Raw genomic sequence first — 23,966 nt, 5'->3', positions numbered from 1 at the left:
CTCAGTCCGCCTTCGTGTAGCTGTTGACCCGCCACTCGTTGCTGGGCGAAAGCTTGATCAACGTGATGACGACCTTGCCGGAGTCGGTGCCGACCCGGAAGTCGGCCGACGACACCGTGGACCGCACCGGGGCGACCTTCTCGGTGATCTTGTCCGGCACGTTCTTCGGGTCGATGGTCGCCATCTGCGCGAGGAACTCCTCCGTGGTGTACGGGCGGAGGTTCGCGAGCCACTTCTCGACGTCGTTGTTGGGCGGCGGCTTGATCCAGTTCTCCGCCCAGAGCTCGGCCACCAGCTGCGCGTCCGCCTGCGGCGGCGCGGCCTGCGCCGAGTTCGTCGGCGGCGGCAGCTTGGTCGGCAGCGACACCCCGCTGCTGGGCAGCTGCCCCACCTGGGTCGGCTGCACGGAGGTCGACTGGGCCGCCACCGTCGTGCCGGTCGGCGTGCGGTCCAGCATCCTCGGGATGATCACCCCGAGAGCGACCACGAGCAGCACGAAGATGACGATCGACGCACCGAGGTGGCGCGGGGAACGCATCGGCCAGCCCCACAGGCTGCGGTAGACCGCGGCACGGCCGCGGTTCGTGCGGATCGGCACCGGTTGTCCCCCTTCCTCAGTTGTCCCTGACTTCGAAGCCGCGCGACGGGCGGTAGATCACGTGCACCTGGCGTCCCGCCACCACTTCGGTCTCCGCGCGCCGCGGCTCCTGCACCGGGGCCGAGTAGCCGTTCGACCGCGACGGCACGAGCACCGCGTCGTCCACGCGGTCCCACTGCCGGTCGGTGACCGGTGGGCTGTCCACGACGCGCGACCGGCCGACCGGCAGCGCCGCCGGACCCGATCCCGCGGGCAGCGCACCGGCGCGCGTGGTGCTGTAACCGTCGCCGGACGAGTTGATCTGGCTCGGCGCACCGCGGTCGAGCCGCTGGGCGGTGGCCGCGACCGGGTTCGACGCCTCCGGGCGCACCCGTCCGCGGCCCCGCTGCGGCACCTCCTCGCCGGCGCCGTCGCCCTCGCGCACCGAGTCCCAGAACTCGTCCTGCGGGCTGGGGCCGGTCTGCTTGCGGCCGCGCAGCTTCGACCAGACGCCGCCCTGCATCGGCAGGACGTTGCTCGCCGAGCCGACCGACATCTCGACCATCTGCCACATGCGCCGCAGCGGTTTGCCGATCACGAAGCACACCAGGGTGAGCATCAGTCCCAGCAACGTCCTCGTCAGCAGCGACAGCCCGGTCGCGTTGAAGATCGCCTGCAGCAGCAGCGCGTGGACACCCGCGAGGACCGCGAGCACCAGCACGTTGAACACCGTCACGGCGGCCGCGCGGGCGACCTTGCGCAGCAGGTCGTGGTGGATCAGCGCGACGAGGCCGATGAGCGGGCCGGCGAGCGTGAGGATGCGCAGCAGCAGCTGGGCCAGCAGCACCGCGCCCTTCGCGAACAGCTGGAACAGCGAGAACGCGACCGCCTGCAGCAGCGAGAGGAACCCCGCGCCGGTGCGGCTGCCGTCGGTGCCGTCGAAGTAGCCCTTCGCGGTGCCGAGCTGGCCTTCGAGTGCGATCCACTCGGCCTTCTTGGCGCTCAGCGCCGCCTGGTCGGCGTCCTTGTGCTCGGCGATCTCGGCCGTGGTCCAGGCCTGCGCCTTGAGGATGCGCGGGCCGTACTCGACGGCCTGCGGTGCCTCGGGAGTGCCGAACGCGCCGCGCAACCAGCTCTGGTACACAACGGCTTCGTGCAGTTTCGTCGGCAGCACGTGGAGTGTGCCCTGCTCCTCGGGGGCCTCGATGAAGCCCGCCTGTATCTCCGACGTCTTGGAGACCAGGGTGTTGTCGAGGAGGTTGTAGAACTGGGGCAGCGCCAACGTCGACGTGGCGAGCCACATCGCGGCCAGTGCCCAGAGCCCGCGTTTGGAGATCGCGGCGAAGTCGCCGGTCCAGATCTGCCGGAACATCAGGATCGCGAGGATCAGCGCGACCAGCCCGAACCAGCGCAGGTAGACGTTGTCGTAGACCTTCTGCACACCGTTGTTCACGGCGTCGTCCAGCGGCACCAGCAGACCGCGGCCCATCACCGTGTAGTGCAGCGCGTTGGTGGCGCCGACGATGTTCTTGCCGATGCTGAAGAGCTCGTTGCCCGCCCACGTGTCGATCGTGGCGTTGGCGTTCGGGATGGTGCAGCTCTTCTGGTAGTAGTGCCAGACCATGCCGGCGTAGCCGTAGTCCAGGTACGCCGAGCCCGGCAGGCCGTTGCCGACCGGCGGGTCGAGCGCGCCGACCATGCCCGCACCCGGACGTTCCGGATTGGGTGCCTCACCGCAGTTTTGGGCGTGGGCGGCGGGGGCACCCAGTACCACCTGGAGTGCCAGGATCGCCGACACGAGACCGATGGCCCTCGTGCGCGCGCCCACGCGCTGGGAGAGGCGCAGCCCGAACCGCCGCCTCGCCCAGAGCAAGGCGACGACCGAGACCACGACCGCCAGCAGCGTCATGCCACGCCGTCCCGGTGGCGGTTGGAGCCGTCACCGTGACCCACCAGGTGGGCCTCGTCCTCTGTCAGCCCCAGTTCGAGGTCGGCGGCGAGCTCGTCGTCGATCTCGTCCGGCACGTACGCGGGTTGTGGCACTGACGGCACCTGGTCCTCCTCGCCCGACGGAAGAGCATCGCGGTCGCGCTTGGCGTCCGGAGTCGTGTCGAGCGCGTTGCGCAGGTGCTCGAGGTGCGGACCGCTGAAGTCGATGCGGATCCGTTCCACGCCACCGGCACCGTCGCCGAAGATGAACTGCCGCGGCGCGCGGTCGCGTTCGGACACGCTCCGCTCACCACCGGGACGGCGGCCGAGCGAGGCGACGACCTGCTCGTAACCGGCCCCCACGGGCACCTTCAGCAACCGCAGCGCGTCCGCCTGCGCCTGGTCGTCGTCGAGCCTGCCGACGAAGACCGAGTCGAGCAGGGCGACGAAGCCCTGGATCTTGAGGAAGTCGGCCGGAATCTGCGAGGACAGCAGCACGCGGACGTTCCACTTGCGCGAGTCGCGAGCGAAGCGGTTCATCAGCACGCGACCGGTCGGGACCTCCGACAGGAAGAACGCCTCGTCGATCCAGACGCCCTTGCGCTGGTCCTTCGGCTTCTCGTAGATCGAGCGCTGGGTGAGCCACGCGGCGAGGTTCAGCATCTCGACGCCGAGCGACTCCGCGTCCGTCCAGTGCTCGCGGCCGACGCCGTCCTTGGGCAGGTTCAGGCCCGCCATGGTCAGCACCGTGAGCCGGTCGTCCCGCGCCTCGTTGTACGGGTCGGCGTTCGCCTCGGGGATCAGCAACGACATGCGCTCGCGCATCTCGTCGAGGAAGTCCGCGACGACCACGGCGTGCTCGTGGTGCTCGGACGCGTCCCGGCGCAGCGCCTCGAACACGAGACCGGGGTGGGCGTCGAAGCGGCCGCCGACCGTGCGGACCGCGCGCAGCAGCACGATGCGCGTCTGCGGCAGGCGGGCGACCTCGAACGGCAGCAGACCGGTGAGCACGTCCAGCACCAGCCGGCGGCGGGTGGCCGCGGCGAGTGCCTTCTCCCTGCGCCACGCGCGTTCCGGGTCGTCCTCGTCGAGGAAGTGCTCGATCATCGGCTCGGCGACCACCCGGTACGGGTTGAGGATGCCGGGCTGGGCGTTGAGCAGGTTGATCGGCCGGGCGTACGGGCGCAGCTCCGGCAGCTCGCACAGCGCCGCCAGCGGACCGGACGGGTCGAGCAGCGTCCAGTGCGCGCCGGAGCGCAGCGTCTTGTAGACGATGCCGCCGCCGAGGAACGACTTGCCGGCACCCAGACCCGCGACCATCGCCGTCAGACCGGACGCGTCGCGCAGCTCCTGGGCCATCCACGGGTCCCAGGCGACCGGGCGCCGGGTGGCCGTGACGGTCTCGCCGAGCAGGATGCCGCGGCGGTCACCGACCTCGGCCGTGGCCGTCGGGACGGCGGACGCCGCCCACAGCACGCTGCCGCGCCGCAGGTACGCGCCGTTCGACAGCGGCTCACCGGGGATGAACTCGCGGGCGATCGCGTACTGCGCCTCCGGGTGGTCGATGGCGATCTTGGGCTTGTACAGCTCCAGCAGCTGCTGGGCCAGGCGCAGGGCCTCGCGCTCGGTCGGCCCGGAGACCGCGAGCCGCCACCACGAGCGCACCCTGGTGCCCAGCGCGGTGAAGCCCGACGTCATCTCGTCGTCGATCTCCAGCACGCGCCCGGCCTGGCGGGCCAGCGACTGCGGCGGTTCCAGCTCGTGCTCGTCGGTGTAGTGGCGGACCTGCGAGCGCACCTTGCTCATCTGGCGGGAGAGCTCGCCGGACACCTCCTCCGGGCGGCGCACGTAGATCCGCGCGGACCACTCGACGGAGGCGGGCAGCCGGTCGGCGCGCTGCACCCACGGGTCGTCGACCTCGGGGATCTGCAGGCCGTGCATCAGCCCGACGGTGAGCACGGCGACGTGCCGCCGGATGCCCGCGTTCGAGCCGGTGCGGCCGCGCACGGTCACCGTCGGCGAGTACGGCTCCTGGTGGAAGTCCGCGGCGTCGGTGAAGCTGGCCAGGTCCTCCGGCTCCCACGCGGCACCCGGCACCGCGGGCAGGTTGCGCGGTGCGGGCAGGCCCAGCGAGCACGACCGGTGCATCAGCCAGGACATCTCCTCGGCCGTCGCGGGACGGCCTTCGAGACCGGCCGACCCGATGACCTGGTCGAGGTGCTCGACCTCGGAGTCCAGCGCCACCAGCTCGGCGTCGACGGCGTCCGGGAAGACCTTGCGCAGCACGGGGGCCGCGCGTTCGACGGCCCGGTCCATCATGTTGCGGGTCTGCACCTGGACGCCCAGGTAGACCTCTTTCTCCGCCATCGAGCGGCCCATGAGCTGCTGCTGCTCGCCGACCATGTAGTCGTCGAACGTCAGCGTGCCGGGGGTGTCCGGCAGGCGCTTGACGGCGTTGTGCACGTGCGCCTCGGCCCACATGCGGATCGGGTACGGCCGCGTCGTGACCCGCAGGTGCATCCAGCGGCCCTGCAGCTCGGCGTACTGACCGGCGATGGCGGCGATCAGGTCCTGGCGCTGCGAGTCGCTGCGGAACGACCAGCGCTGCGGCGCGAGCCGGTACCAGGCGTAGACCTCCTGGCCGGTGCGCAGCAGGTGGCCGTCGATGCTGCGGGCGCTGATCGACGGCGTGTAGCTGGGCACCGCCTGCTCGCCGGGCAGGCGGCGGCCGCGCTTGGAGTACGCGGCCCGGTCGCGGTCGCGCGGGTCCGCGGCCGCGTGCTGCGCGATGTGCTGGGCGGAGCGACGATCACGGTCTCGCCGGCGTCCGAACACCGCGAACCTCCTTCTTGCGCGTGGCTGACGTCCGGCGGTTCTGGGCCTGCTGTCTCGCCCGTTGTTTCTTGCTCAACTTGGGACGAGGGCGCTGCGAGCTGACCCGGATCCGGGCGGCACTGGCCGCCCCGCCGGTGCTGGCCGTGCGTTCTCGAGGTGCGGTGAGCTCGCGGACCCACATCGACATGACCGCCGTGAGCGGCCGTTCGTGGCTGATCCGCTGGGTGATGAACCTGGTCAGGATGATCGTGGCGACGAGAGCCCACGCGGTCGAGAAGAACCCGAACCCGATGCCCATCTGGCGCTCGATCGTGAGTACGACGAGGAAAACGACGATCCCGACGCCCCACGCGACGTAGCGCGCACGCCAGGGGAAGGTCGCTTTCGGCGGGCCCAGCCAGACGGCGTCGACCCGGTAGACCTCGTCGTCAGTGCGAACCCGCACGCGTCAGCCTCCGACGAACAAACCGGCGAGCCACTGCCCGATGTTCTTGCCCGCGTCGGTCGTGACCGCGAGGCCGATGATGGCCAGTGCGACGATCACACCACCGAGGCGGCGCATGACACCCGCGTTGTCGCCCTTGCCGCCACCCAGCCAGAGCAGCAGCAACGCGACGGTGAGCAGGAGCAGGGGAACGATGTTGCCCAGGATCCAGTCGCGGATGTTGTTTGTGCCCGGCACCGTCGGCTGCTGCTGAGCGAGTGTCACCAGTTCCATGGCGGTCATTTAGGTACTCCTGAGTGCGCTCGGGCTTGCGCTACGAGTAGAACACGAGTTCGTCACGGCGTGTGGAGCAAGTGGAGCTGGCTGCAGATCATCTGGGCGTTCCCCGGGCGGCGAATTACGTCTAATCTGGCCGACACATCATCACTGAGGAGACGTCAGTGGGGAACACCAGGACCAAGATTCTCTCCGTCGCTGGCAAGGTTCACCCGACTGCGAACGCCCTGGTCACACACAGTGCGTGCGTCTCAAAACCGCGCACGTGTCCATCCAGGGTGGATGCGCTGAACGGCCGGTTCGCGGCTCCGCCGCGCGTACGCCCCGAAGCGACGACTCCGAGGAGATTCGCCCATGCTCGAACCTGACCTCGTGCCGGACGGAAGTGTGGACGGAATCACAGCCTCCCCTAGTGCTCCAGGCGTTCCCCAGCCTACCGGGACGGGCCCGCAATCCCGGCGCCGGGTCCAGCGGACGATCAACTTCGACCGGTCGGTGCTGGAGCGCGCCCGCGCGGCGGCCACGTACCTCGCGTCGTACGAACCGCAGGCCGGGGTGCGCTCGCTCGCGGACATCGTCAACCCGGCTGTCCTGGCGTACGTGACAGAACTGGAGGAGCTGTACAACGGCGGGGAGCCGTTCCGGCCCGTGCTGCGGATGCCGTCCGGGCGGCCGGCGAAGCGCTGAGCACGCCGGAAAGGCCCGGCGACCGCAGTCGCCAGGCCTCCCACCGGTGTGCCGGGCAGGGTCAGGACCCGCCGCGGATCCGCCAGAACATGCCGGTCGAGGCGTAGTCGGGACCCACGGAGCCCTTGCCCCAGAAGTAGTCGTTGAAGTTGCCGTACCCACCGGACGCGCCCAGGTACACGCCCATGGTCGCCCACTCGACGGACGCGGGCTGGGTGTCGATGCTGGCCTGCGCCCACGCGTCGCGGACCTTCATCGGCTTGTTCCACCACAGGAACGGCGAGCGCCACAGGTAGTGGCCGTACTTGCCGCCGTGGTTGAAGGAGTTGTAGCTGATCGTGGTGAAGCTGTTGATCTGGTGCAGGCCGCGGAACGCCTGTCCCCAGCGCTGGCCCCACGTCTGGCCACCGGTGTTCGTCTCCAGGATCAGGCAGGTGAAGAGGCTCATCCACTCGACGTCGTTGTTGCCCCAGCGCGCCTCGGTGTTGGCGAGCTTGGTGTCGTTGTGGTTGGAGCAGCCGGTGAAGTAGAAGCCGGTGCCGGAACCGTGGCCCTGCCAGTAGGTCAGGTCGACGTCGTCGGCCCAGTTGGTGTCGTCACCGCCGGGGAACACCGGGTCCTTGAAGTCGCTCTCCCAGGCGTTGTGGTCGAGCCAGCTGAAGTCGCGGGTGATGCCGTGGCTGCTCGCCTCGGAGTTGAACGAGCCGATGTTGGCCGGGGTGTTGGGCAGGCCGGAGCAGTTGCCGGTGCCCTCGCTGCCGACCTGGGTGCCGGCGCGCTGCGCCTTGAGCTGCTGCTCGGGACGCGGGGTCTGCGGCGGCTGCGGGGCGGGCATCTCCGCGCCCACCACCGCGGGCAGGATGATGGCCTGCGGTGCGCCGCCGTCGGCGTTGCGGCCGGTGCAGCGGAACGACGGCTCCACCCGGTCGACCTTCTCGCCGAGCGCGGGGGCCGCGTAGACGTAGTTCACGTCCGGCTTCACCTCGGCGCCGAGGTAGCTCTGGCACAGCTTCAGGCCGTAGGTCAGGTCGTTGACCTTCACGCTGCCGGTCTTCTCGTACGTGCGGGCGGCGTGGCTGAGCGCCGTGACGCCCTGCGCGTCGAACGCGACGCGGATGTTCGCGCCCTCGCCCTCCAGCGGGATGCCGCCGAGGTCGAACGTGTACGACACCGACGTGTCGAGGTTCTGCGTGAGCCCGGTGCGGCCGTTGGCGTCCGCGAGCTCGAACGTCGTGTGCCGGGCGGTCGGGGTGGCGTTGTCCGGCAGCACCCCGGCGGAGCGCAGCGCCTCCTGGACGCGCTTCACGGCCACGTCGGTCGGGACGGTCTGGATGCGCTTGAGGGCCTCCAGGTCCAGTGCGGACTGCGTGGTCTCGTTGCCGTCCTCGTCCTCCTTGCCCCGTCCTTTGTCGACGGTCGGGACCTGGAGGTAGCGCTGCTCGTCGGCGAACGCCACCTCACCGCTCTCGGACCTGGCGACGTCCTTGAGTCCCAACGCCCTCTGCAGCTTCTGCGCCTGCTCCTGGTCGAGCCCGGAGCTCGTCACCCCGTACACGGGCAGCTCCGCCTCTGCGGCGAGGCTGGTGCCCGCGGCTCCCGCGGTGATCAGGCTGGACAGGGCCAGCACCGCGGTCAGCTTGCGTTGCATCGTCTTGTTCCCCCTCCTCGGTGGTACGGCCGGCTGCAGGGGCCGACCGTCTGACAGGAGGATGGGGGCGTGCGGGCCGTGATACCGGGAGTGGTGAACCGGGGCCGGCGCACCACTCGAACGGCCGCATTTCTGTAACGCCCTCAGGGCCTGCGCGTACTTAGAGGCGGATCCCCGGGTATTTGACGCCCGCACCGGTGTTCAGCACGACCACCTCGTCGGCCGGCTGGAGCCAGCCGTCCGCGCGCAGCTGCCTGACGGCGCTGACGGTCGCGGCACCCTCCGGGCACAGGAACACGCCTTCGAGCCGGGCGCACTCGGCGCGGTCGGCCTCGATCTGCTCGTCGGTGACGGCGACCGCGGTGCCGTTGGTCTGCCGGAGCGCTTCGAGGATGATGAAGTCCCCCAGCGGTTTCGGCACGTTGATGCCGAACGCGGCGGTGTGGGCGCCCTCCCAGAACACCGACTCCTCCGCGCCCTCCACGAACGCCCGCACGACCGGCGCGCAGCCCGTCGCCTGCACGGCGACCAGCCTGGGCAGCTTCTCGCTGATCCAGCCGAGCTCGCGCATCTCCTGCAGCGCCTTGTAGATCCCGATGAGGCCGACCCCGCCGCCGGTCGGGTAGACGATCACGTCGGGCACCCGCCAGCCGAGCTGTTCGACGATCTCGTAGCCCATCGTCTTCTTGCCCTCGATCCGGTAGGGCTCCCGGAGGGTCGACGCGTCGAACAGGTCGACGTCGGCGAGGGCCTTGGCCGCGTCGGCGATGGTGCCGGGCACGATCCGCAGCTCGGCACCGCTCGCCGCGACCTCCTCGCGGGTGATCAGCGGGGCGTCCTCGGGCATGGCGATGACGCTGCGCAACCCGGCGCGGGCCGCGTACAGGGCCCAGGCGGCGCCCGCGTTGCCGTTGGTCGGCATCTTGATGCCCTTGATGCCGAGCTCCTTGGCCTTCGCGACGCCGACGGCCGCGCCGCGGGCCTTGAACGACCCGGTCGGCACGAGCGACTCGTCCTTCATGATGACGTTCGCGTCCAGCGCCCGGCTCAGCGCCGGCAGCGGCACCAGCGGGGTCATGCCCTCGCCGAGGCTGAACGCCGGGTCCGGGCTGAACACCGGCAGCACGTCGCGGTAGCGCCACAGCGAGTTCTCGGCCGTCGGCCGGGTGACGCGGGTCAGGTCGTAGCGGGCCAGCAGCGGCGAGGCGCAGGAGTGGCAGAGGTTCTGGACGGCGTTGGCGTCGTGCTCACGGCCGCACCGGGCGCACTCCAGGTGAGAAAGCATGCGTCCATCAATACAGGCGGATGAGCCGGCATGTAAGCCGGATCCTGTTCACGGGGCTCACGCCCCGCTCGGCGGCCATCCATCTCGGCCTGCCGTCGCCGACAGGCTCTAGCGGCCTACCCGCGAGCATCGGGCGGGCCGCCCTCGAACGCTCGCGCAGGCGCCGTCGCTTTCGGTCAGGCGCCCTCTTGGCCTTGCTCCGGGTGGGGTTTACCTAGCCGCCCCAGTCACCTGGGGCGCTGGTGGTCTCTTACACCACCGTTTCACCCTTACCCCGGCCGTGGGCCGAGGCGGTCTGTTCTCTGTGGCACTGTCCCGAGGGTCGCCCCTGGTTGCCGTTAACAACCACCCTGCCCTGTGGAGTCCGGACTTTCCTCGACGGTCTCCCGCCGCGGCCGCCCTGCCGACTCATCCGCGTCCACCAGGATATCCCAGCGGCTGGGAGCGGTTGTCCACTGGTCCGAACGTTGCTTCACTCACACCCATGACACGACGTCGCCACGTCGACTACGGCCGCGTGGCAGCCAGCCTGTGTTGCCGCTGAGACCGCCACCGCCCACGTCCGCGATCTCAGGGAGTGCCCTGCCGTGTCCGAGCTGCTGATCATCTCCGGCGCGCCGTCCCCCGCCGCGCCCACCGGTCTCGTCGTGTCCTGCGTCGCCGCGCTGCTGGAGGCCGCCGGCCACCGCGTGACCCACCTGAACGTGCGCGCGCTGCCGACGTTGTCGCTGCTCACCGAGGACCTGCGCGACCCGGAGATCGCCGCGGCCGTGAGCTCCGTGCTCTCCGCCGACGGCGTCGTCGTCGCCTCCCCGGTCTACCGCGCGGCCTACAGCGGCCTGGTCAAGGCGCTGCTGGACCTGCTGCCGAAGAAGGCGCTGCGCGGCCGCGCCGTCCTGCCGCTCGCGACCGGCGGCAGCCAGGGGTTCCTGGTGGCGATGGACTACGCGCTGCACCCGTTGCTCGCCTCGAAGGGCGCGGACCACGTGGTGCGCGGCGAGTTCGTGCTGGACCAGAACGTCGGCACCCCGGCGGCGACAACGGCGCTGGAGGCCGCGGCGGACCGGTTCATGACGGCGCTGACGCCCCACCTGCGCAAGGCCGGCTGACCACTCCGGGAGGGGAACCGTGAAGCTGTTCGGCGTCGTGCTCCTGTTGGCCGTCTTCACCTTCCTGCTGCTCGACACCGGGCCACCGGCAGAGGCGTCCGCGGACCCCTCCACCCTCCCCGACGTCGAGGTGCTGGCCCTCAGCGGCGCCCTGGTCGCGGCGGCGGTCGCCCTGGCGGTGCACCGCCGCCGTTCCTAGCTTCAGCCCAGGTGTGACGTGTCGTTGATCAACTTCACCGACGCGTGCCCGTCCGGGTAGAACTCGGCGATCGAGACGCCGGTCAGGTCCAGGTGCATCCGGAACAGGAACTGCGGCCCGACGTCCAACGCCTGCCGCAGCAACGTCTTGATCGGCGTGACGTGACTCACGACCACGAGCGTCTTGCCGCCGTACTTGGCAATCAGATCCGTGCGCGCCTTCCGCACCCGCGCGTGCACCTGGTCGAAACTCTCCCCCTGCGGCGGCTGGACACTCGTGTCCCCCAGCCACCGCCGGTGCACGTCGGGGTCCCGCTGCGCCGCCTCCGCGAACGTCAGCCCCTCCCACGCGCCGAAATCGGTCTCGATGAGCCCCTGGTGGGTGACCACCTCAAGCCCGACCGCGCCGGCGACCTCCCGCGCGGTCTGCGCGGCCCGCTGCAACGGCGACGACACGACCGCCGCGACGTCCTCCACCTCGGACAGCCGCTGCGCGGCCTTGGCCGCCTGCTCCAGCCCCAACTCGGTGAGCGGGTGGTCGCCGCGGCCGGAGTAGCGGCGCTCGACGCTCAACCTGGTCTGCCCGTGCCGCAGGAGGATCAGCCGCGTGGGCTCGCCCGTGGCTCCACTCCAGTGCGGCTGCTTGTCGCCTTCCGCTTCGGCTTGGACTGGCTTGGACGGCTTCTGCGCCTCGTCCATGGCCTCGTTCGCAAGCCGGTCAGCCTGCCGGTTGCGCTCCCGCGGAATCCACTCGTACGAGACCCGGTCGAACTCCTGCGCCACCTGCCGCGCCTCCTGCGCCAACGGCTGCATCGAGGGGTGCTTGATCTTCCACCGCCCTGACATCTGCTCGACGACCAGCTTGGAGTCCATCCGCACCTCGACGACCCCGGCCCCGACCTCCGCCGCAGCCCTGAGCCCCGCGATGAGCCCCTGGTACTCGGCCACGTTGTTGGTGGCGACCCCCACGAACCCCTTGCGCTCGGCCAGCGTCTCCCCGCTCCGGTGGTCGCGGACAACGGCCCCGTACCCGGCAGGCCCGGGATTGCCCCGCGACCCCCCGTCGGCCTCGACGATGACCTTCACCGGCCGTCCTCCTCGCTGTCCACGCGCCTGTGCGGCCCCGATCGTAGGCGGGCGTGCCGGCGTTGCGTGCCCCCTGGTTCAGGGGGCGTTCTGGGGGCGTATATGCTTCAGCCACACCGGTCCGGGTGGCGGAATGGCAGACGCGCTAGCTTGAGGTGCTAGTCCTCGCAAGGGGGTGGGGGTTCAAGTCCCCCCTCGGACACGTTCGCTAAGCACACGCGGAGAGGCCGTCGCATAGACGGCCTCTTTTGCTATGTCGTACCTAAGCTCGACGCCAAGGTCCTCGTACAGGCGAGCGAGCTTCTCCTGCTTCCCTTCCGTGATGATCGTCGTCACATCGTCCAGCCCGTCGAGCCGCGCTTGCACCTCGGCGGCCGTGAGCGCAGACGGCGCGGGCAACCCGTTCAATTCGGCGCTCGCCGCCGCACGCTGTTCCTCGGCTTCGTTGATCGCCTCGACCAGGGCGGCGGGATCGACGCCTGCCGCAATCGCCGCCTGGAACCTCCGCAACTTCGCCTCGGCGGTTTCCAGCCGCTTCTTGGCCGCATCTCGTGTGACCGACTTTCCCGCCGCCCCGTCCTGCGACTCGACGAGGTGTGCCACCGTCCGGTCGATGCTCTTTCGATCGAAGACCTGAGCCAGCCACTTGTTCAGCGGCTCCAGCACGATGTCCTCAGCGAGATTCACCGTCTTCGGGTGGCTGGTCAATGCGGCAGAACCCGGAGCCAACGAGCGCGCCAGACACCGGTAGTAGGTGTGCTCTTTCCGGATGATGGCTCCCTGCATCCTCCGCGAGCAGATACCGCACCGCATCCGGCCTTTCAGAACGTACGGCCGCGCTCCGCCCGTGCGCGTGCGCTCCAGCTTTGCCTTTCCTTGCATCCCGCCAGCCGCCCGTGACTTCCGCAGTAGCTGGGCCTGAGTGAATTCCTCTACGGACACGAGCGCCGGGTGCGCCGGTCGCCGAGAGCGAACAACGCGTTCAGGGCTCGATCGGCGGAACTTGACGACGTGCCCGGCCGCAACGTCGTCCGGGTCGAGCAGCGTCTCGAACTTCCGCCATCGCCCGAAGAACGCGTACCCCGTGTAGCGGGGGTTCTCCAGAATCGCTCGGACCGTGCTCGCCTGCCAGCCGTCGCCCTGTCGGTGTCGGTTCTGGTCCGGCCGCAGGGCGGAAGGGCACGGCACGCCGTCCCGGTTGAGCCGAGTCGCAATGGCCCTGTCCCCAAGGTCACCGCTGAGGTAGTCAGCGTAAATCCGCTGCACCGCCTCGGCCGCCGAGTCGTCAACGGCGAGCACCCGCAGCCTGTAGCCCTCTGCCGCCTTGCGCGGGTTCGGGTGAGGACCGGCGTCTACCACGACGTAGCCGTACGGTGCTCGGCCGCCCTGGTGCCGTCCCTCGTTGACCACCTGAGCATCCATTGCGGCGCGAACGCGTGCCTGCACGTGCTGGCGTTCCGACTCGCTCATGCCGCCGAGCACGCTCATTAGCATTTTGTGCGATGGGTTGCGGGCGTCGTACTTGCCGCCGAGTTCGGGAACCCAGAGATCGACTCCGTACGCCTCGAACCGGGGTGCGATCAAGGAGAACTGGTTGCCGAACCAACACCGTGTTCCTTCGCCGACCACAACACCGGTCCAGCCACGATCGGGGTCCTTCAGCGCTTCCAGCAGCCGTGCCGCCTCGGGTCGTCGCTCCCATGGCACGGATCGCGACTGACCGATGTCGAAGAACTCCGCGACGATGGCTCCGCCGAGCGGCTCGACGAACTTCTGGGCGTTCCCGAACTGCCAGGCGCGAGAGGTTTCCGGATCTTGGTTGTCCTCGGTTGAGCACCGGCCGCTGAACGCAAGCGGCCCGATTCCTTCGTCGATCATGCTCACCGCTTCGACGCCCCAGAGGCCGTCCAGCGCTGACCACGGATCTGTGTTGATTTCAGCAGTCACCACACCTCCCCTCCCCGAGGCGCGTCGAGCACCTCGATCTCGGTCTTCTCAATCAGCATCTCCAGCAGTATGCGGCTTACCTGCCTGGTTAGGACAGGTGGTTCATCCGGAACGTGGACCGTGACCCTCTTCCCCTGCCGGTCGGCGGCGGTCATGACGACCCGATCCGGGAACTGATTTCAGCAACAGCTGACCGAATGTGGGCCGTCAGGTAGCCGCGCACCCGCCGCGCGTTGTCCCCGTCCTGGATGTACTGGCGCGTCGGTCGGCACTCGAACTCGGCCATCTCCGCCCCGAACGCCGTCGCCTCGACTTCCAGCGCTTCGACGAGTTCGGCTGTGGGCACGAAGTCGCGCTCGGTCAGGTCATCGCCGAGATAGCTCACGACCGATGCCAGCGGTTCAGGTAGATCGATCTCGGCCAGACTCGCCACGGTGCCCGTTCCGATCGCCTTGACGGCCGCCGAGCGGTCGAGCACAGGCGGTACGTCGTTCCCCGCCGCATGTCCGCTCAGCGTCCCTTCCGCCTCTCGCAGAGAGCGGCCACGCTGGCAAATCTCCCGCCAGTCCTCGTTCGGCATGTAGTAGGTCCGCACGGTCAACGCGAGTACGTCCGCACCGGCTTGGGTCTCGCCATCAGGCCGCAGGATGCCCACACCCCGATGAGACGGGAGGAGGCGGCTGCTGTCGTACCCGCGCGTGTTCATCTGTTCGCCGAGGATGATGTTGCTGTCACGGAAGTCCATGACGCGCAAGGCGAACCGAGAGCCGAGCACTGCGCGCAGCTTGGTCGGGATCGTCTTGCTGTCCGGTCGCTGCGTCGCCAGAACGAGGATCACGCCGGCCGCTGGAGCCTTCTTCGCCAACCACGTCAGCAGCTCACCGATGTACTCCCCCGCCGTGAGCTTCTTCCCCTGCACCTCAACGGGAGTCCGGTCCTCCAGTGCAATGTGGACCTCGTCCACTATCAGCGCCGTGACCGGCATACCCAACGATCGATCGCGAGACATGTCCGGCGTCACCTTCGACTCGGGACACATCACGTCGTCGAGGTCCTGCATCCGTCGATAGCGGTTCTGAACGTCGGCGATCAACTCAACGAGCCAGTCGAGCAACGCAAGCACGTGCTCGGCGTCGTCTCCCGCCATGAATCGATGGGCGACCTTCTCGGCGGCTTTCCAGTCCTTGCCGTTCTTGAAGTCGGCGACGAAGAGCCGAACGTGGGGGTCCAAGATCAAGCCCGCGGCTGCCAACCGTTCGGCCATTGTCTTGCCCTGTCTGGGAAGCGCGCCGATCAGAAGCGACGTCCACACCAGCGGCAGCGTGATCCGCCTGCCGCGCGCGTCCGTACCGAACGGCACCGGCCGCCACGCGTCCCACCGTTCGACCGCCAGCAACGGCGTCCGGATCGGCGGCTTGGCGTACGGGTCCTCATCGGCAACCCACATCGCGACACGTCCGGCGTGTCCGCCGTTGCCTCGCACCCGCTCGACACTGAGTTGGATCTCATCGACCGCCAGCGCTGACGCGAGGTCTTCCCGATGCTTCACGACGTCGGCCGCCTTGCGGGTAGCCGGGAGATCGACGGTGACCGCCCATCCGCCGCCCTGGTGCTTCGCTCGCTCGACGAGCCGCAGGCTTTCGTCCTTGCCGATCAGCTTCGCGTCTCGGAACGCGTCCACCAGGATCTGTGGGTCCATCGTCCACGCGAGCGAGCGTGGCCCGGCGAGAGCGGCCTTCCGTCCAGGGTTCCCGTCCTTCTGTCTGCCGAGGATCGCCAGCGCCGCCGAGCCGACGACGCCAGCGATCCACAACACTCGGTGCCCGTAGACGAGATCGAGGATCGCAAGAAGGACAACGGAGACCGCGAAGACAAGGCCGGTCACCTTCCACCGGAACAACGTCAGTCCACGGATCTCCGCGAACTTGTCCGCCAACCTCTCCGACTGCTCCGCAGCCTCGCGGTAGTCGCGTACTCGCACCCAACCTCGCCAGCCGCGCACGGCAACCGCCAGGCCGCGAAAGGAAGCTCGAACGAAGCGGAACGGCGACCGCGACAGCCACACGAGCCCGTCCTTGACCGCGTACCCGAGCGCCTGCCGTGACTTCAACGCCGCCGGAACGAACCGCGACCGCTGCCACCAGCCCGCCACGCGGTGAACGTGTGGCGGCTGAGCCACGTCCGCGTGGTCGGCAACAAGTTCACCTTCGAACACCGGTCCCGCCGGAACCATCTCGCCGGTCATGACGGCACCTCGGCGTTCAGCGCCGCAGCCAGCCGCGACGACAAGCCACGCGAGCACTCCGTCACCCCACGCACCCACGCGGGCGTGACCGTCACATCGGGCGGGCGAGCCGCTCTGGCAACCGCGAGGTAGTCGTCAAACGACGTCCTCGGATGAGCGCGCTTCTGCGCCTTCCGCGGAGGAGTCGGTGAAACCTGCGGTTCCGGCTGCACCGCCGTGAACGCGGCGACCGCTGAGCCGAGCTTGTCCCGAAGGTCGGTCACAGCCTCGGCGGCGACGAACACGACGAGCGGCGGAACCGAGTGCAGCACCACCAGCGCGGCCGATCCTGCGGCGTACGCGCTCCAGGTGTTCATGATGTACGTCGCGCCGAGCGTGAACCACTTGGCCGCCCGCACCCAACCACCCATGCGGATGCGGTGCCGGGCCGTGACCTGCTCGGCCCGGAGGATCGCCAGCAGCACCAGAGACACCATCAGGTCGAGCAGCCACGCCGCGCACCAGGCGAGCGACCACGCCGACGAACCAGCCGCCGCGAACTGCTGAACGTTGGTCATCGTGAACGCCAGTCCGAGCAGGATTCCGGTCCAGCACAATCGATCTACCTGCACCGCTACACGCTCGATCGGCTCGCTCATCGCCGTTCACCGCCTCGACGGCGCGGCTCGTACGTCGTCACGGTCAGCGCCTTGGTCAGCGTGTACGACGCGAACAGCGCGGGCACGGCGAGTACCGCGACGAGCAGCCAGCCGCTACCTCGTTGGGTGATCACGATCCACTGCGCCACGACGATCAGCGCGGCGTTGAACAGCACGCGCCCAGCGAGCGAGACGAACCGCGCTCCCGTGCGTGCCGCGTTAGCCGCAGCTTTCGCACGTCGGGACGCCGTACGCCACACGAGCACCAAAACCAGCAGCGCACCTACAGCGGCCATGATCTGAGCCGGGGTGAGGGTGAGAGCGTTCATGAACGCGGCCCCCTCTCGAAGCGGTCACCGCGTCGGAGCCAGTGCGGGTACAGCTCCCGCCGGTCGTCGTCGGCGAGCGCACCCCACACGCCGGTGGTGTCCTCACCAGCCGTGCGGAGTTCGAGTTCCAGGCACTCGTCCTGCACTGGGCACCCGGCGCACGTGCGCTGAGCCAGTTCACGATCGGTCAGCTCCTCACCGGCGTCCGGCGGCTCGTTCGTGAACGCCCACATGCACAGGCCGTCACGCTCGACGACTTCGGACAACTGGTCGGTCGGCACCCAACGCAAGCGATCCAGCGACCACGCGATGCCGATCAGGCGGTCGTCAGTCACGGAGCACCCCCGGACCGGCGTTGGCGAGCAGCGGCAGGAGCGCGCTCACGGGGATGACGGTCTGACCGTGGCGGCGTTCGGTGCGCAGCTTGCCGAGCCGGATGGCGCGGCAGACCTCGGAACGATCGACACCGAGCACCCACGCGGTCTCGCGGATGGTGTGAGCGGACGTAGTCAGAGAAGTACGCATGAGGAATAGCCTTTCTACGAGAAATGATGATTTCAGTTTCATGAGTGCTGATATCAGCACTCATGTAGACGTGCTTGATCGCAAATGGCGGGTGAAACGCCGTGTCACGCCGCAGCGCGGGAAACAGTGACTAATCTCAGCGCCGAGGGCGGAGCGCGGAGGAATACGTGTCGGAGGATTGGGCGGCAGTCGCCAAGGCGATCAACCAGCGCGTGAATGAGCTGGGATTGCAACAGAAGGAACTGGCCAAGCGGTCGCACGTGTCACTCGCGATCGTGCGCGAGGTTCAGCACCACCTCGTGGAGCGCCGGCGGAGCCCTCGAACCCTGGAATCCCTGTCCACGGCGCTGGGTTGGCACCCGCAGCATCTGGACGCAGTGCTGCACGACCGCACGCCACCGGCCGTCGATGACCCCGTGGTGGATCTCGCCGACACGCTGTGGTCGCGAATCGACCGCGTCGAAGAGCGTCTCGAAGACATCACCGAACGCCTGGACGCTCTGAAATCCGACATGGCTTCGGTCGTGAACCAACTCGCTGAAGTCGCGAAGCATGTCCGCGGCCGTCGGTAGCTGACTGTTTCGGCTGGTTGAGCTGCTGTTTTCCATGGCACTAATTCCACTGCGGAATGGCGCCGGGGCCCACACAACAACCACACAAAAGCACCACAAGTTCCCAGCACATCGCGCTTCGGGGGTAGCGACATGAGCTTGTCGAACGGCTGGACCGGCGCCGATGCGTGCGCGTTGCAGGACGCCCTGCGGCTCAGTCAGGAGGCGTTCGCCGAACACCTCGGCGTTCACTCGCGCACGGTCGGCTACTGGCACAAGAAGCCCAGCTCACGGCCGAACTCCGAGGTCCAGCAGGTCTTGGACGTGGCGCTTGAGCGCGCATCTGACGAGGTGAAAGCACGCTTCACAGAGGCACGCGCTGGCTCACCGCCCGCCGCGACCACAGGCACGTCCGACGCCGAACAACGGCTGGCCGCCGATCCGAACATCGTCGCCGCACTCGACTGGCTCGACGAGCGTGCCGCACGCGAACCAGGCACAGCTCGCCGTGCGGTTGCGTCGCGCCTGGCTCAGGTAGACGTGAATTCGTTGCGGGACAGGGGAAGTCGGCGTGGACGCGTCGATCAACACGCCATCGCTGACGCACTCGCGACCTACTACGGTCGCCGCGCTGACGGCTACGGCAGGTACGGCGCCACGTTCGGCGATATCGAGGCCAACACAAGCGTCCTCACTCACTCGGACTGGCTGGACCTCGACTGTCCGATGGACGCCAGCCATGACCGGCTCGCGCTCGTACGGACTGCGGGAGACGCACCGGTCTCCCTCGACGAGCAGGCGTTCGACCAGGCCGTCCAGCGCCTCGCCGAATCGCTGACGCTCGGCGTCCGGTTCATCAACATGCCGCTCTACCGCCTGCTGAGCGCGGACATGGGTCCGCAGTCGATCGGCGGCACGGTCGGAGTCACGTCGTTCGCCGAGTACATCGTGACGATGGATCTTCTGGAAGGTGAGCTGGTCGACGCCCTGACCAGCGGTACCCAGAGCGGCGCTCTCCCGCTCCGGGACCGCTACCTGCCGGACCTCGACACCGTGCTGAACGTAGGTGGACGCCTCACAGCCGGCGGCACGCTCGCACTGTGCGCGTTCGCTCGGCCAGCTGACCCGTTCCGAGGCCCAGCAGACTACGTTCTCCTGGTGCAGGAGCGCTCAGGTCACGTCATCAACGCCGCGCGTCGGCTTGCCGTGATCCCGAAGGGCTTCCACCAGCCGATGACGGACTTCCGGGCCGACGCACAGGTGGGCGCGACGATGCGCCGCGAGATGGAAGAGGAGCTGTTCGGTCGCCACGACATCGACAACACGGTGGGCGACCAGCGCAGCGCAGACCCCATGCACCCGAGCCGACTTTCCGAGCCGATGCGTTGGCTCCTCGGCGAACCGGGCCGTCTGCGGATGGAGTGCACCGGTTTCGGGCTGAACCTCGTCAGTGGGAACTTCGAGTTCCCGCTCCTGATCGTCGTCGACGACGAGGAGTTCTGGCAGCGATACGGCGGGCTGATCGAGGCCAACTGGGAAACCACGAACCTTCGCCAGTACTCCAGTGCCGATCCCGAGCTCGTCGAGGAGCTCGCGGCCGACACGGCGTGGAGCAACGAAGGCCTGTTCGCGCTCCTGCAAGGGCTCCGCCGACTCGGAGAGATCGGCGGTAGCCGCGTGAACGTGCCAGCGATCGAATGGGAGATACGGTGACCGCGAACTGGAGCCAGGGCAACGCTGCAGAGGATGGAAGCGCCACGCGCGGCTGGTTGGTCGGGCACTTCATCGACCCGTCAGAAGGTATGCGGTCCTCAAAGGATGTTGAGGTCAAGTGGTTCAATCACCCGGCCGGTGACAAGCGTGTCGAGTGGACCTCAGACGATCAGCGAACGACCTTGGTTCTGTTGGTACAAGGCAACTTCCGCGTTGATCTCACCGAGGGCAGCGCAACGATGACCAGGCAGGGCGACTACGTGATGTGGGGTCCCGGCATCGACCACTCATGGGAAGCCATCGAGGACTCCACTGTCATGACGGTCCGCTGGCCGTCCCAGACCTGATCAGTCCAGCCGCCACGCGACCGGCGGCAGGCTGACGCGGTCTCCGCCGATCTCACGCAGCCGACGCAGGCCCTGGAGCAACGCGAACAGCCCCTCGTTGCTCCAGGCCTCCTGCGAGATCAGGTCAGTCACCATGTCGCCGTCGAGGCTGGAGTACAGCCGTAGCCCGGTGGTTTCCCAGTTGGCCTCGATCTGCCCGCCGAACTCCTGCCAGAACCTCTCGTCCTCGATAACGATCAGACTGGCGAACTCATAGTTTCCACTGACGAGGTTCAACCCGAACCCGGTGCACTCAACTCGCAACCGGCCTGGCTCCTCGGCGAGCCACTTCATCGGCAAAGACCAACGGCCCGGATGCATAGGCGCGGCCGACCGCACATCTGCCGAGGTCGCATCGACGTCAAGCCGACCGAACAGCTCCTCTTCCATCTCGCGGCGGATCGTCGCTCCCACCGCTGCCTCGCCGCGAAGATCGGTCAGCGGCTGATGAAATCCTTTCGGAATCACCGCGAGCCGCCCAGCCGCGTTCAGCACTCGGCTTGACCGCTCCTGCACCAACAGCACGTAGTCAGCATCCCCGCGGCCTCGATCTTGTGGCCGAGCGATCGCGCACAACGCCAGCACTCCGCCCGCGCACACGCGTCCGCGCAAGTCGTGCACAGCTTCCAGGCTCGGCAAGTACCTGTCCCGCAACGGCATACGCCGCACGCTGTGCCCCAACGCGACAGCGTCCACCAACTCACGTTCGAGCAGGTCCGCAGTCAGCGCGTACTCGACGAACGGCACTACTCCCACGTTCCCGTGCATCCGTCGGCGGCTCAGATCGACGTCGAGCAGTCGATAGAGCGGCAGGTTCGCGAAGCGAACGGTGAGCATGACCGACTCAGCGAGCCGCAGCACTGCTGCGGAGGCTTCTGCCTCGCTGAGCAGGTCGTGCTGACCGCCGTGCTCGGCGAACACAAGCCGGTCGTGAACGCCGTCCAACGGACACGCCAGGTCGAGCCAATTCTCGCGCGTCACGATGCTGGTGAGAATGTCCGCGCCTTCGACATCCGCCCTGTAGACCCCGCTCTCGCCGTAGTAGTCGACGAGCGCGCGTGCGACAGCCGTTCGACCAACCCGCGCACGCCTCACGCCCGCATCAACAAGGCGCGCCAGATCGAGTTCCGCGAGCCGCGAGCGAACCCTCGACCGGCTCGCGCCTGGCTGCCAGCCAGCTCGCGCATCCAACCAGTCGAACGCTGCAGCGACTTCCAGCGTGTCGCGCTCTGGTCGCTGCTTCTCGTCCAACTCCGGCGGTTGCGGCGGAGACAGCAGGACGTCGATGCCGACGCCGAAGATCCGCTCCAGCAGTCGCACTGTCGCCGGCTGCAGGGTAGGCCCGATGGGCTCCCCAGAAGCTTTCTGGCCGGCAACGATGCGCTTCAGATGCCTGAGCCCGATCGAGCCAGGTTCGTCGTGCTCACGCGCGAACGCTTCAGCGAAGTCCACGAACTCTTGAAAGGTCTGGGGTCGCTCCCGGATCTTCTGTTCTAGGAGCGTCCGGTACGTCCGCACGCGCGCCACCTCCCAAGTCACTCGCGTGTCACCGCCAGGTCGTTCCAATGATCCAGCGCTGACAGAAACCTGATTTTAGTCACAACCGGGACCGCTTCAGAGCAACCGCAAGATGCCCAAACGGGCGTCGGTCGCTCGTAACTCCAGCCTGCGGCGTCTGAACACGCTCGCAACGGGCGGGACTCGGATGTGACGCGACATGGAGCCGACCCAAGGAAGCAACGCCATGGACTGGACGTCATCCACCCCATACAGCCGCGATCTCGGTGACGAATTGAGACGCCTCCGCCAGGCCACCACCAACCGCACGGGTGCCCGACTGGCGGAGTTGCTCGGCTGGGACCCGAGCAAGCTCTCGAACATCGAACAGGGCAAGGCGCGCGCCACGGCGAACGAGTTGGCCCAGTACCTCACCGCATGTGGCCAGAACTTGGCTTTCATCTCCGAGTTCGGCAACCGCTACCGTCGCGCGTTCGACGAGTTCTTCGTACAGAACGCAAATCAAACCCGAACGCTTCTTCTCGCTGAACGCATGGCTAGCAGCATCACTGCTTACAGCCCGAAGGGCGTCCCAGACTTGCTACAGACCGCGAGCTACGCCGAACAGGTATCGCTGCTCACCGGCGCCTTGCCCGGCGAGGTTCAGTCAACGGTCGACAGCATCCTTGAACGCCAGAAGATTCTATACGGCCACAACGCACCTCTTCTAACCTTCTACCTGACCGAGCAGACTCTCACTTCTCGAAGCCATGACCGCAATATCCTTAGGGGCCAGATAGCCCTCCTTCTCCGCGTGGCACGCATGGTCCGACTGATACCAAGTAACAATAAGTTCCCGCCAGTCGATGAGTGCATGCTGATCGAGTACGACAACATGCCAGCCGTCGTGTTCACAGGAACCCATATCACGAAGGCTTTCATCCAGGAAAGGGATACAGTTGCACGATGCAAAGCATTGTTCCAAAAACTGGACTCGATCGCTTTCACTCCAGAGCGATCCCTCGACTTGCTGATTGATTTGCACGATTCCGTCGGAAGTGGCCAATGAGCAATCATCTGGGAATGCAGCGTCGCTCTACCAAGAAGAGTTCATACAACGGGTTCAAAGCGAACCTCCAGCTCCGCGCCGTATCGCGAGCTTTGTCCACCTGGAGGGACGAACGCGGCTTGAGCCTTAGAGAAGCCAGCGACGCCGCCGGATGGTCGACAGCGAAGACGTCCACCATGCAGAACGCAGCTGTCTCCGTTTCCGAGTGCGACGTCGTGACGCTAGCTCTCATCTATGGCGTCGCCAATGAGTTGCGTGCTCCCGTATTTCACGGTGCGCAGCGCGCGCGTAACCCCCGTGCATACGACCGTCTACCAGATGCTCCGCCCTGCATCGGATGGACCTACGGAGATCTCGCCACAGAGGCAAGCACACTGCATATCGTTGCAATAGACGCACTGCCGCATGTAATTCGCACATTCGAATACACCAGCGCACTACTCAGCTATCACACTGTAACCACAAACACGAGAAATAACACGAGTCTCAGCAAAGAGAACCACTTGCAGATCAGGAAGAACTTGTACGAGGAGGCGTCACTCGACCTCCACATTGTTATGAGCGATGCCATCCTTAGACGCAGTTGTTGCAGTACACCCGCCATGGCCGACCAGCTGATGAGAATCGTCCAACTAACGCAACTTCCGAATGTACTCATTCAAATCGTCGCCGACCATGCAGGAGAACTGGAAAGCGTAACCAGCTCATTCAGCATCATGGGCTATCGAGAAGATCGGTTCGACGATGTCGCCTACCTCGAAAACCAGCACGGCTCCATTTGGATTGAAGACAAAGCTACACTCCAGCCATACCTCCAAACATTCAAAAAAATAGCCAGCGTCGCCTTCACGGAGGATGCCTCTACCGACTTGATCACAGAAGCCCTACAGGAACATAAAAGTTGACGGCTACAACAAAGTACGCGGATACATGAGTCGTTCAAAACACCAGCAAGACACGATCAGCGCGGACAGGCAAGGCGCTTTGGCCT

The 23,966-nt window shown here is 67.4% G+C and carries 24 protein-coding genes, 1 tRNA gene and 1 other RNA gene; 9 read left to right on the top strand and 17 right to left on the bottom strand.

The features are described from left to right. Window position 1: 1 nt before the first annotated feature. The 5 genes from AB0A63_RS07655 to AB0A63_RS07635 are packed head-to-tail and all read right to left on the bottom strand — an operon-like array spanning window position 2 to window position 6,068. Entirely contained in the window at window positions 2–598 is a 597-nt protein-coding gene (locus tag AB0A63_RS07655; protein ID WP_360386534.1) for a hypothetical protein, read from the bottom strand. Between the two features lie 16 nt (window positions 599–614). Continuing rightward, window positions 615–2,486, bottom strand: a complete 1,872-nt coding sequence (locus AB0A63_RS07650) for a hypothetical protein (RefSeq protein ID WP_360386531.1) — start codon at window positions 2,484–2,486, stop codon at window positions 615–617. Further along, a complete protein-coding gene (locus AB0A63_RS07645) occupies window positions 2,483–5,296 on the bottom strand; it encodes an ATP-binding protein (RefSeq protein WP_360386695.1) in 2,814 nt (937 codons plus the stop codon). Before AB0A63_RS07645 ends, AB0A63_RS07650 begins: the two co-directional genes overlap by 4 nt. Before the next feature lie 19 nt (window positions 5,297–5,315). After that, window positions 5,316–5,786, bottom strand: coding sequence for a hypothetical protein (locus AB0A63_RS07640; protein ID WP_360386528.1), 471 nt, complete (start codon window positions 5,784–5,786; stop codon window positions 5,316–5,318). 3 nt (window positions 5,787–5,789) lie between these two features. Beyond that, on the bottom strand, window positions 5,790–6,068 hold the full coding sequence (locus tag AB0A63_RS07635) for a hypothetical protein (RefSeq protein WP_360386526.1): 279 nt from the start codon (window positions 6,066–6,068) through the stop codon (window positions 5,790–5,792). A 489-nt stretch (window positions 6,069–6,557) separates the two neighbouring features. Here AB0A63_RS07635 and AB0A63_RS07630 point away from each other — a divergent pair, with 489 nt between their 5' ends. After that, window positions 6,558–6,749 (top strand): hypothetical protein, encoded by a 192-nt coding sequence (locus tag AB0A63_RS07630; RefSeq protein ID WP_360386523.1) that lies wholly within the window; start codon window positions 6,558–6,560, stop codon window positions 6,747–6,749. Window positions 6,750–6,810: 61 nt separating this feature from the next. Here the strand turns inward: AB0A63_RS07630 and AB0A63_RS07625 are convergent, their stop codons facing one another. From AB0A63_RS07625 to rnpB, 3 genes are all read right to left on the bottom strand, one after another. Then, window positions 6,811–8,397 carry a DUF6345 domain-containing protein gene (locus AB0A63_RS07625; protein ID WP_360386520.1) on the bottom strand — a complete coding sequence of 529 codons (1,587 nt, stop codon included), beginning with the start codon at window positions 8,395–8,397 and terminating at the stop codon, window positions 6,811–6,813. Between the two features lie 160 nt (window positions 8,398–8,557). Next, the gene (locus AB0A63_RS07620) at window positions 8,558–9,682 is read right to left on the bottom strand and encodes a threonine synthase (RefSeq protein WP_360386518.1); all 1,125 of its coding nucleotides are present in this window, start codon (window positions 9,680–9,682) and stop codon (window positions 8,558–8,560) included. A 17-nt stretch (window positions 9,683–9,699) separates the two neighbouring features. After that, window positions 9,700–10,093: RNase P RNA component class A (gene rnpB, locus AB0A63_RS07615), an RNA gene on the bottom strand. Window positions 10,094–10,269: 176 nt separating this feature from the next. Here rnpB and AB0A63_RS07610 point away from each other — a divergent pair. Further along, the gene (locus AB0A63_RS07610) at window positions 10,270–10,791 is read left to right on the top strand and encodes an NAD(P)H-dependent oxidoreductase (protein ID WP_360386515.1); all 522 of its coding nucleotides are present in this window, start codon (window positions 10,270–10,272) and stop codon (window positions 10,789–10,791) included. Between the two features lie 19 nt (window positions 10,792–10,810). Continuing rightward, on the top strand, window positions 10,811–10,990 hold the full coding sequence (locus AB0A63_RS07605; RefSeq protein ID WP_360386512.1) for a hypothetical protein: 180 nt from the start codon (window positions 10,811–10,813) through the stop codon (window positions 10,988–10,990). A gap of 2 nt (window positions 10,991–10,992) precedes the next feature. Here AB0A63_RS07605 and AB0A63_RS07600 read toward each other — a convergent pair whose 3' ends face one another. Then, complete coding sequence (locus AB0A63_RS07600) at window positions 10,993–12,075, bottom strand: bifunctional RNase H/acid phosphatase (protein WP_360386509.1); 1,083 nt, start codon at window positions 12,073–12,075, stop codon at window positions 10,993–10,995. A 119-nt stretch (window positions 12,076–12,194) separates the two neighbouring features. Between AB0A63_RS07600 and AB0A63_RS07595 the strand changes: the two genes are divergently transcribed. Beyond that, a tRNA-Leu gene (locus AB0A63_RS07595) sits at window positions 12,195–12,277 on the top strand. On the opposite strand, the gene AB0A63_RS07590 is transcribed toward AB0A63_RS07595, so the two are convergent. The 7 genes from AB0A63_RS07590 to AB0A63_RS07560 are packed head-to-tail and all read right to left on the bottom strand — an operon-like array spanning window position 12,259 to window position 17,759. Further along, window positions 12,259–14,022: a recombinase family protein gene (locus AB0A63_RS07590; RefSeq protein ID WP_360386507.1), complete on the bottom strand. Its 1,764-nt coding sequence runs from the start codon at window positions 14,020–14,022 to the stop codon at window positions 12,259–12,261. The genes AB0A63_RS07595 and AB0A63_RS07590 overlap by 19 nt on opposite strands. Further along, window positions 14,019–14,177, bottom strand: coding sequence for a hypothetical protein (locus AB0A63_RS07585; RefSeq protein WP_360386505.1), 159 nt, complete (start codon window positions 14,175–14,177; stop codon window positions 14,019–14,021). The genes AB0A63_RS07590 and AB0A63_RS07585 overlap by 4 nt, the downstream gene beginning before the upstream one ends. Further along, window positions 14,174–16,267 (bottom strand): FtsK/SpoIIIE domain-containing protein, encoded by a 2,094-nt coding sequence (locus AB0A63_RS07580; protein ID WP_360386502.1) that lies wholly within the window; start codon window positions 16,265–16,267, stop codon window positions 14,174–14,176. The genes AB0A63_RS07585 and AB0A63_RS07580 overlap by 4 nt, the downstream gene beginning before the upstream one ends. Further along, window positions 16,264–16,905: a hypothetical protein gene (locus tag AB0A63_RS07575; RefSeq protein ID WP_360386499.1), complete on the bottom strand. Its 642-nt coding sequence runs from the start codon at window positions 16,903–16,905 to the stop codon at window positions 16,264–16,266. The genes AB0A63_RS07580 and AB0A63_RS07575 overlap by 4 nt, the downstream gene beginning before the upstream one ends. After that, a complete protein-coding gene (locus AB0A63_RS07570; protein ID WP_360386497.1) occupies window positions 16,902–17,234 on the bottom strand; it encodes a hypothetical protein in 333 nt (110 codons plus the stop codon). The genes AB0A63_RS07575 and AB0A63_RS07570 overlap by 4 nt, the downstream gene beginning before the upstream one ends. Beyond that, window positions 17,231–17,569, bottom strand: coding sequence for a WhiB family transcriptional regulator (locus AB0A63_RS07565; protein ID WP_360386494.1), 339 nt, complete (start codon window positions 17,567–17,569; stop codon window positions 17,231–17,233). Before AB0A63_RS07565 ends, AB0A63_RS07570 begins: the two co-directional genes overlap by 4 nt. Then, window positions 17,562–17,759 carry a helix-turn-helix domain-containing protein gene (locus AB0A63_RS07560; RefSeq protein ID WP_360386491.1) on the bottom strand — a complete coding sequence of 66 codons (198 nt, stop codon included), beginning with the start codon at window positions 17,757–17,759 and terminating at the stop codon, window positions 17,562–17,564. Before AB0A63_RS07560 ends, AB0A63_RS07565 begins: the two co-directional genes overlap by 8 nt. A gap of 167 nt (window positions 17,760–17,926) precedes the next feature. Between AB0A63_RS07560 and AB0A63_RS07555 the strand changes: the two genes are divergently transcribed. From AB0A63_RS07555 to AB0A63_RS07545, 3 genes are all read left to right on the top strand, one after another. Continuing rightward, window positions 17,927–18,331, top strand: a complete 405-nt coding sequence (locus AB0A63_RS07555) for an XRE family transcriptional regulator (protein ID WP_360386489.1) — start codon at window positions 17,927–17,929, stop codon at window positions 18,329–18,331. Between the two features lie 132 nt (window positions 18,332–18,463). Next, a complete protein-coding gene (locus AB0A63_RS07550) occupies window positions 18,464–20,023 on the top strand; it encodes a transcriptional regulator (protein ID WP_360386486.1) in 1,560 nt (519 codons plus the stop codon). Continuing rightward, window positions 20,020–20,370: a signal peptidase I gene (locus AB0A63_RS07545; RefSeq protein ID WP_360386483.1), complete on the top strand. Its 351-nt coding sequence runs from the start codon at window positions 20,020–20,022 to the stop codon at window positions 20,368–20,370. The genes AB0A63_RS07550 and AB0A63_RS07545 overlap by 4 nt, the downstream gene beginning before the upstream one ends. Here AB0A63_RS07545 and AB0A63_RS07540 read toward each other — a convergent pair whose 3' ends face one another. Continuing rightward, on the bottom strand, window positions 20,371–21,927 hold the full coding sequence (locus AB0A63_RS07540) for a transcriptional regulator (RefSeq protein WP_360386480.1): 1,557 nt from the start codon (window positions 21,925–21,927) through the stop codon (window positions 20,371–20,373). Window positions 21,928–22,153: 226 nt separating this feature from the next. Here AB0A63_RS07540 and AB0A63_RS07535 point away from each other — a divergent pair, with 226 nt between their 5' ends. Together AB0A63_RS07535 and AB0A63_RS07530 are read left to right on the top strand one after the other, a co-directional pair. Next, a complete protein-coding gene (locus AB0A63_RS07535) occupies window positions 22,154–22,975 on the top strand; it encodes a helix-turn-helix transcriptional regulator (protein WP_360386478.1) in 822 nt (273 codons plus the stop codon). Beyond that, window positions 22,972–23,880 carry a helix-turn-helix transcriptional regulator gene (locus tag AB0A63_RS07530; RefSeq protein WP_360386476.1) on the top strand — a complete coding sequence of 303 codons (909 nt, stop codon included), beginning with the start codon at window positions 22,972–22,974 and terminating at the stop codon, window positions 23,878–23,880. The genes AB0A63_RS07535 and AB0A63_RS07530 overlap by 4 nt, the downstream gene beginning before the upstream one ends. Window positions 23,881–23,966: the final 86 nt, after the last annotated feature.

Origin of the sequence: Lentzea sp. NPDC042327 (genome assembly GCF_040647275.1) — a bacterium.
In the GTDB taxonomy this organism is placed as follows: Bacteria; Actinomycetota; Actinomycetes; order Mycobacteriales; family Pseudonocardiaceae; genus Lentzea.
The sequence above is the reverse complement of the archived record's forward strand: the minus strand, read 5'-3'. Positions and strand labels throughout refer to the sequence as shown.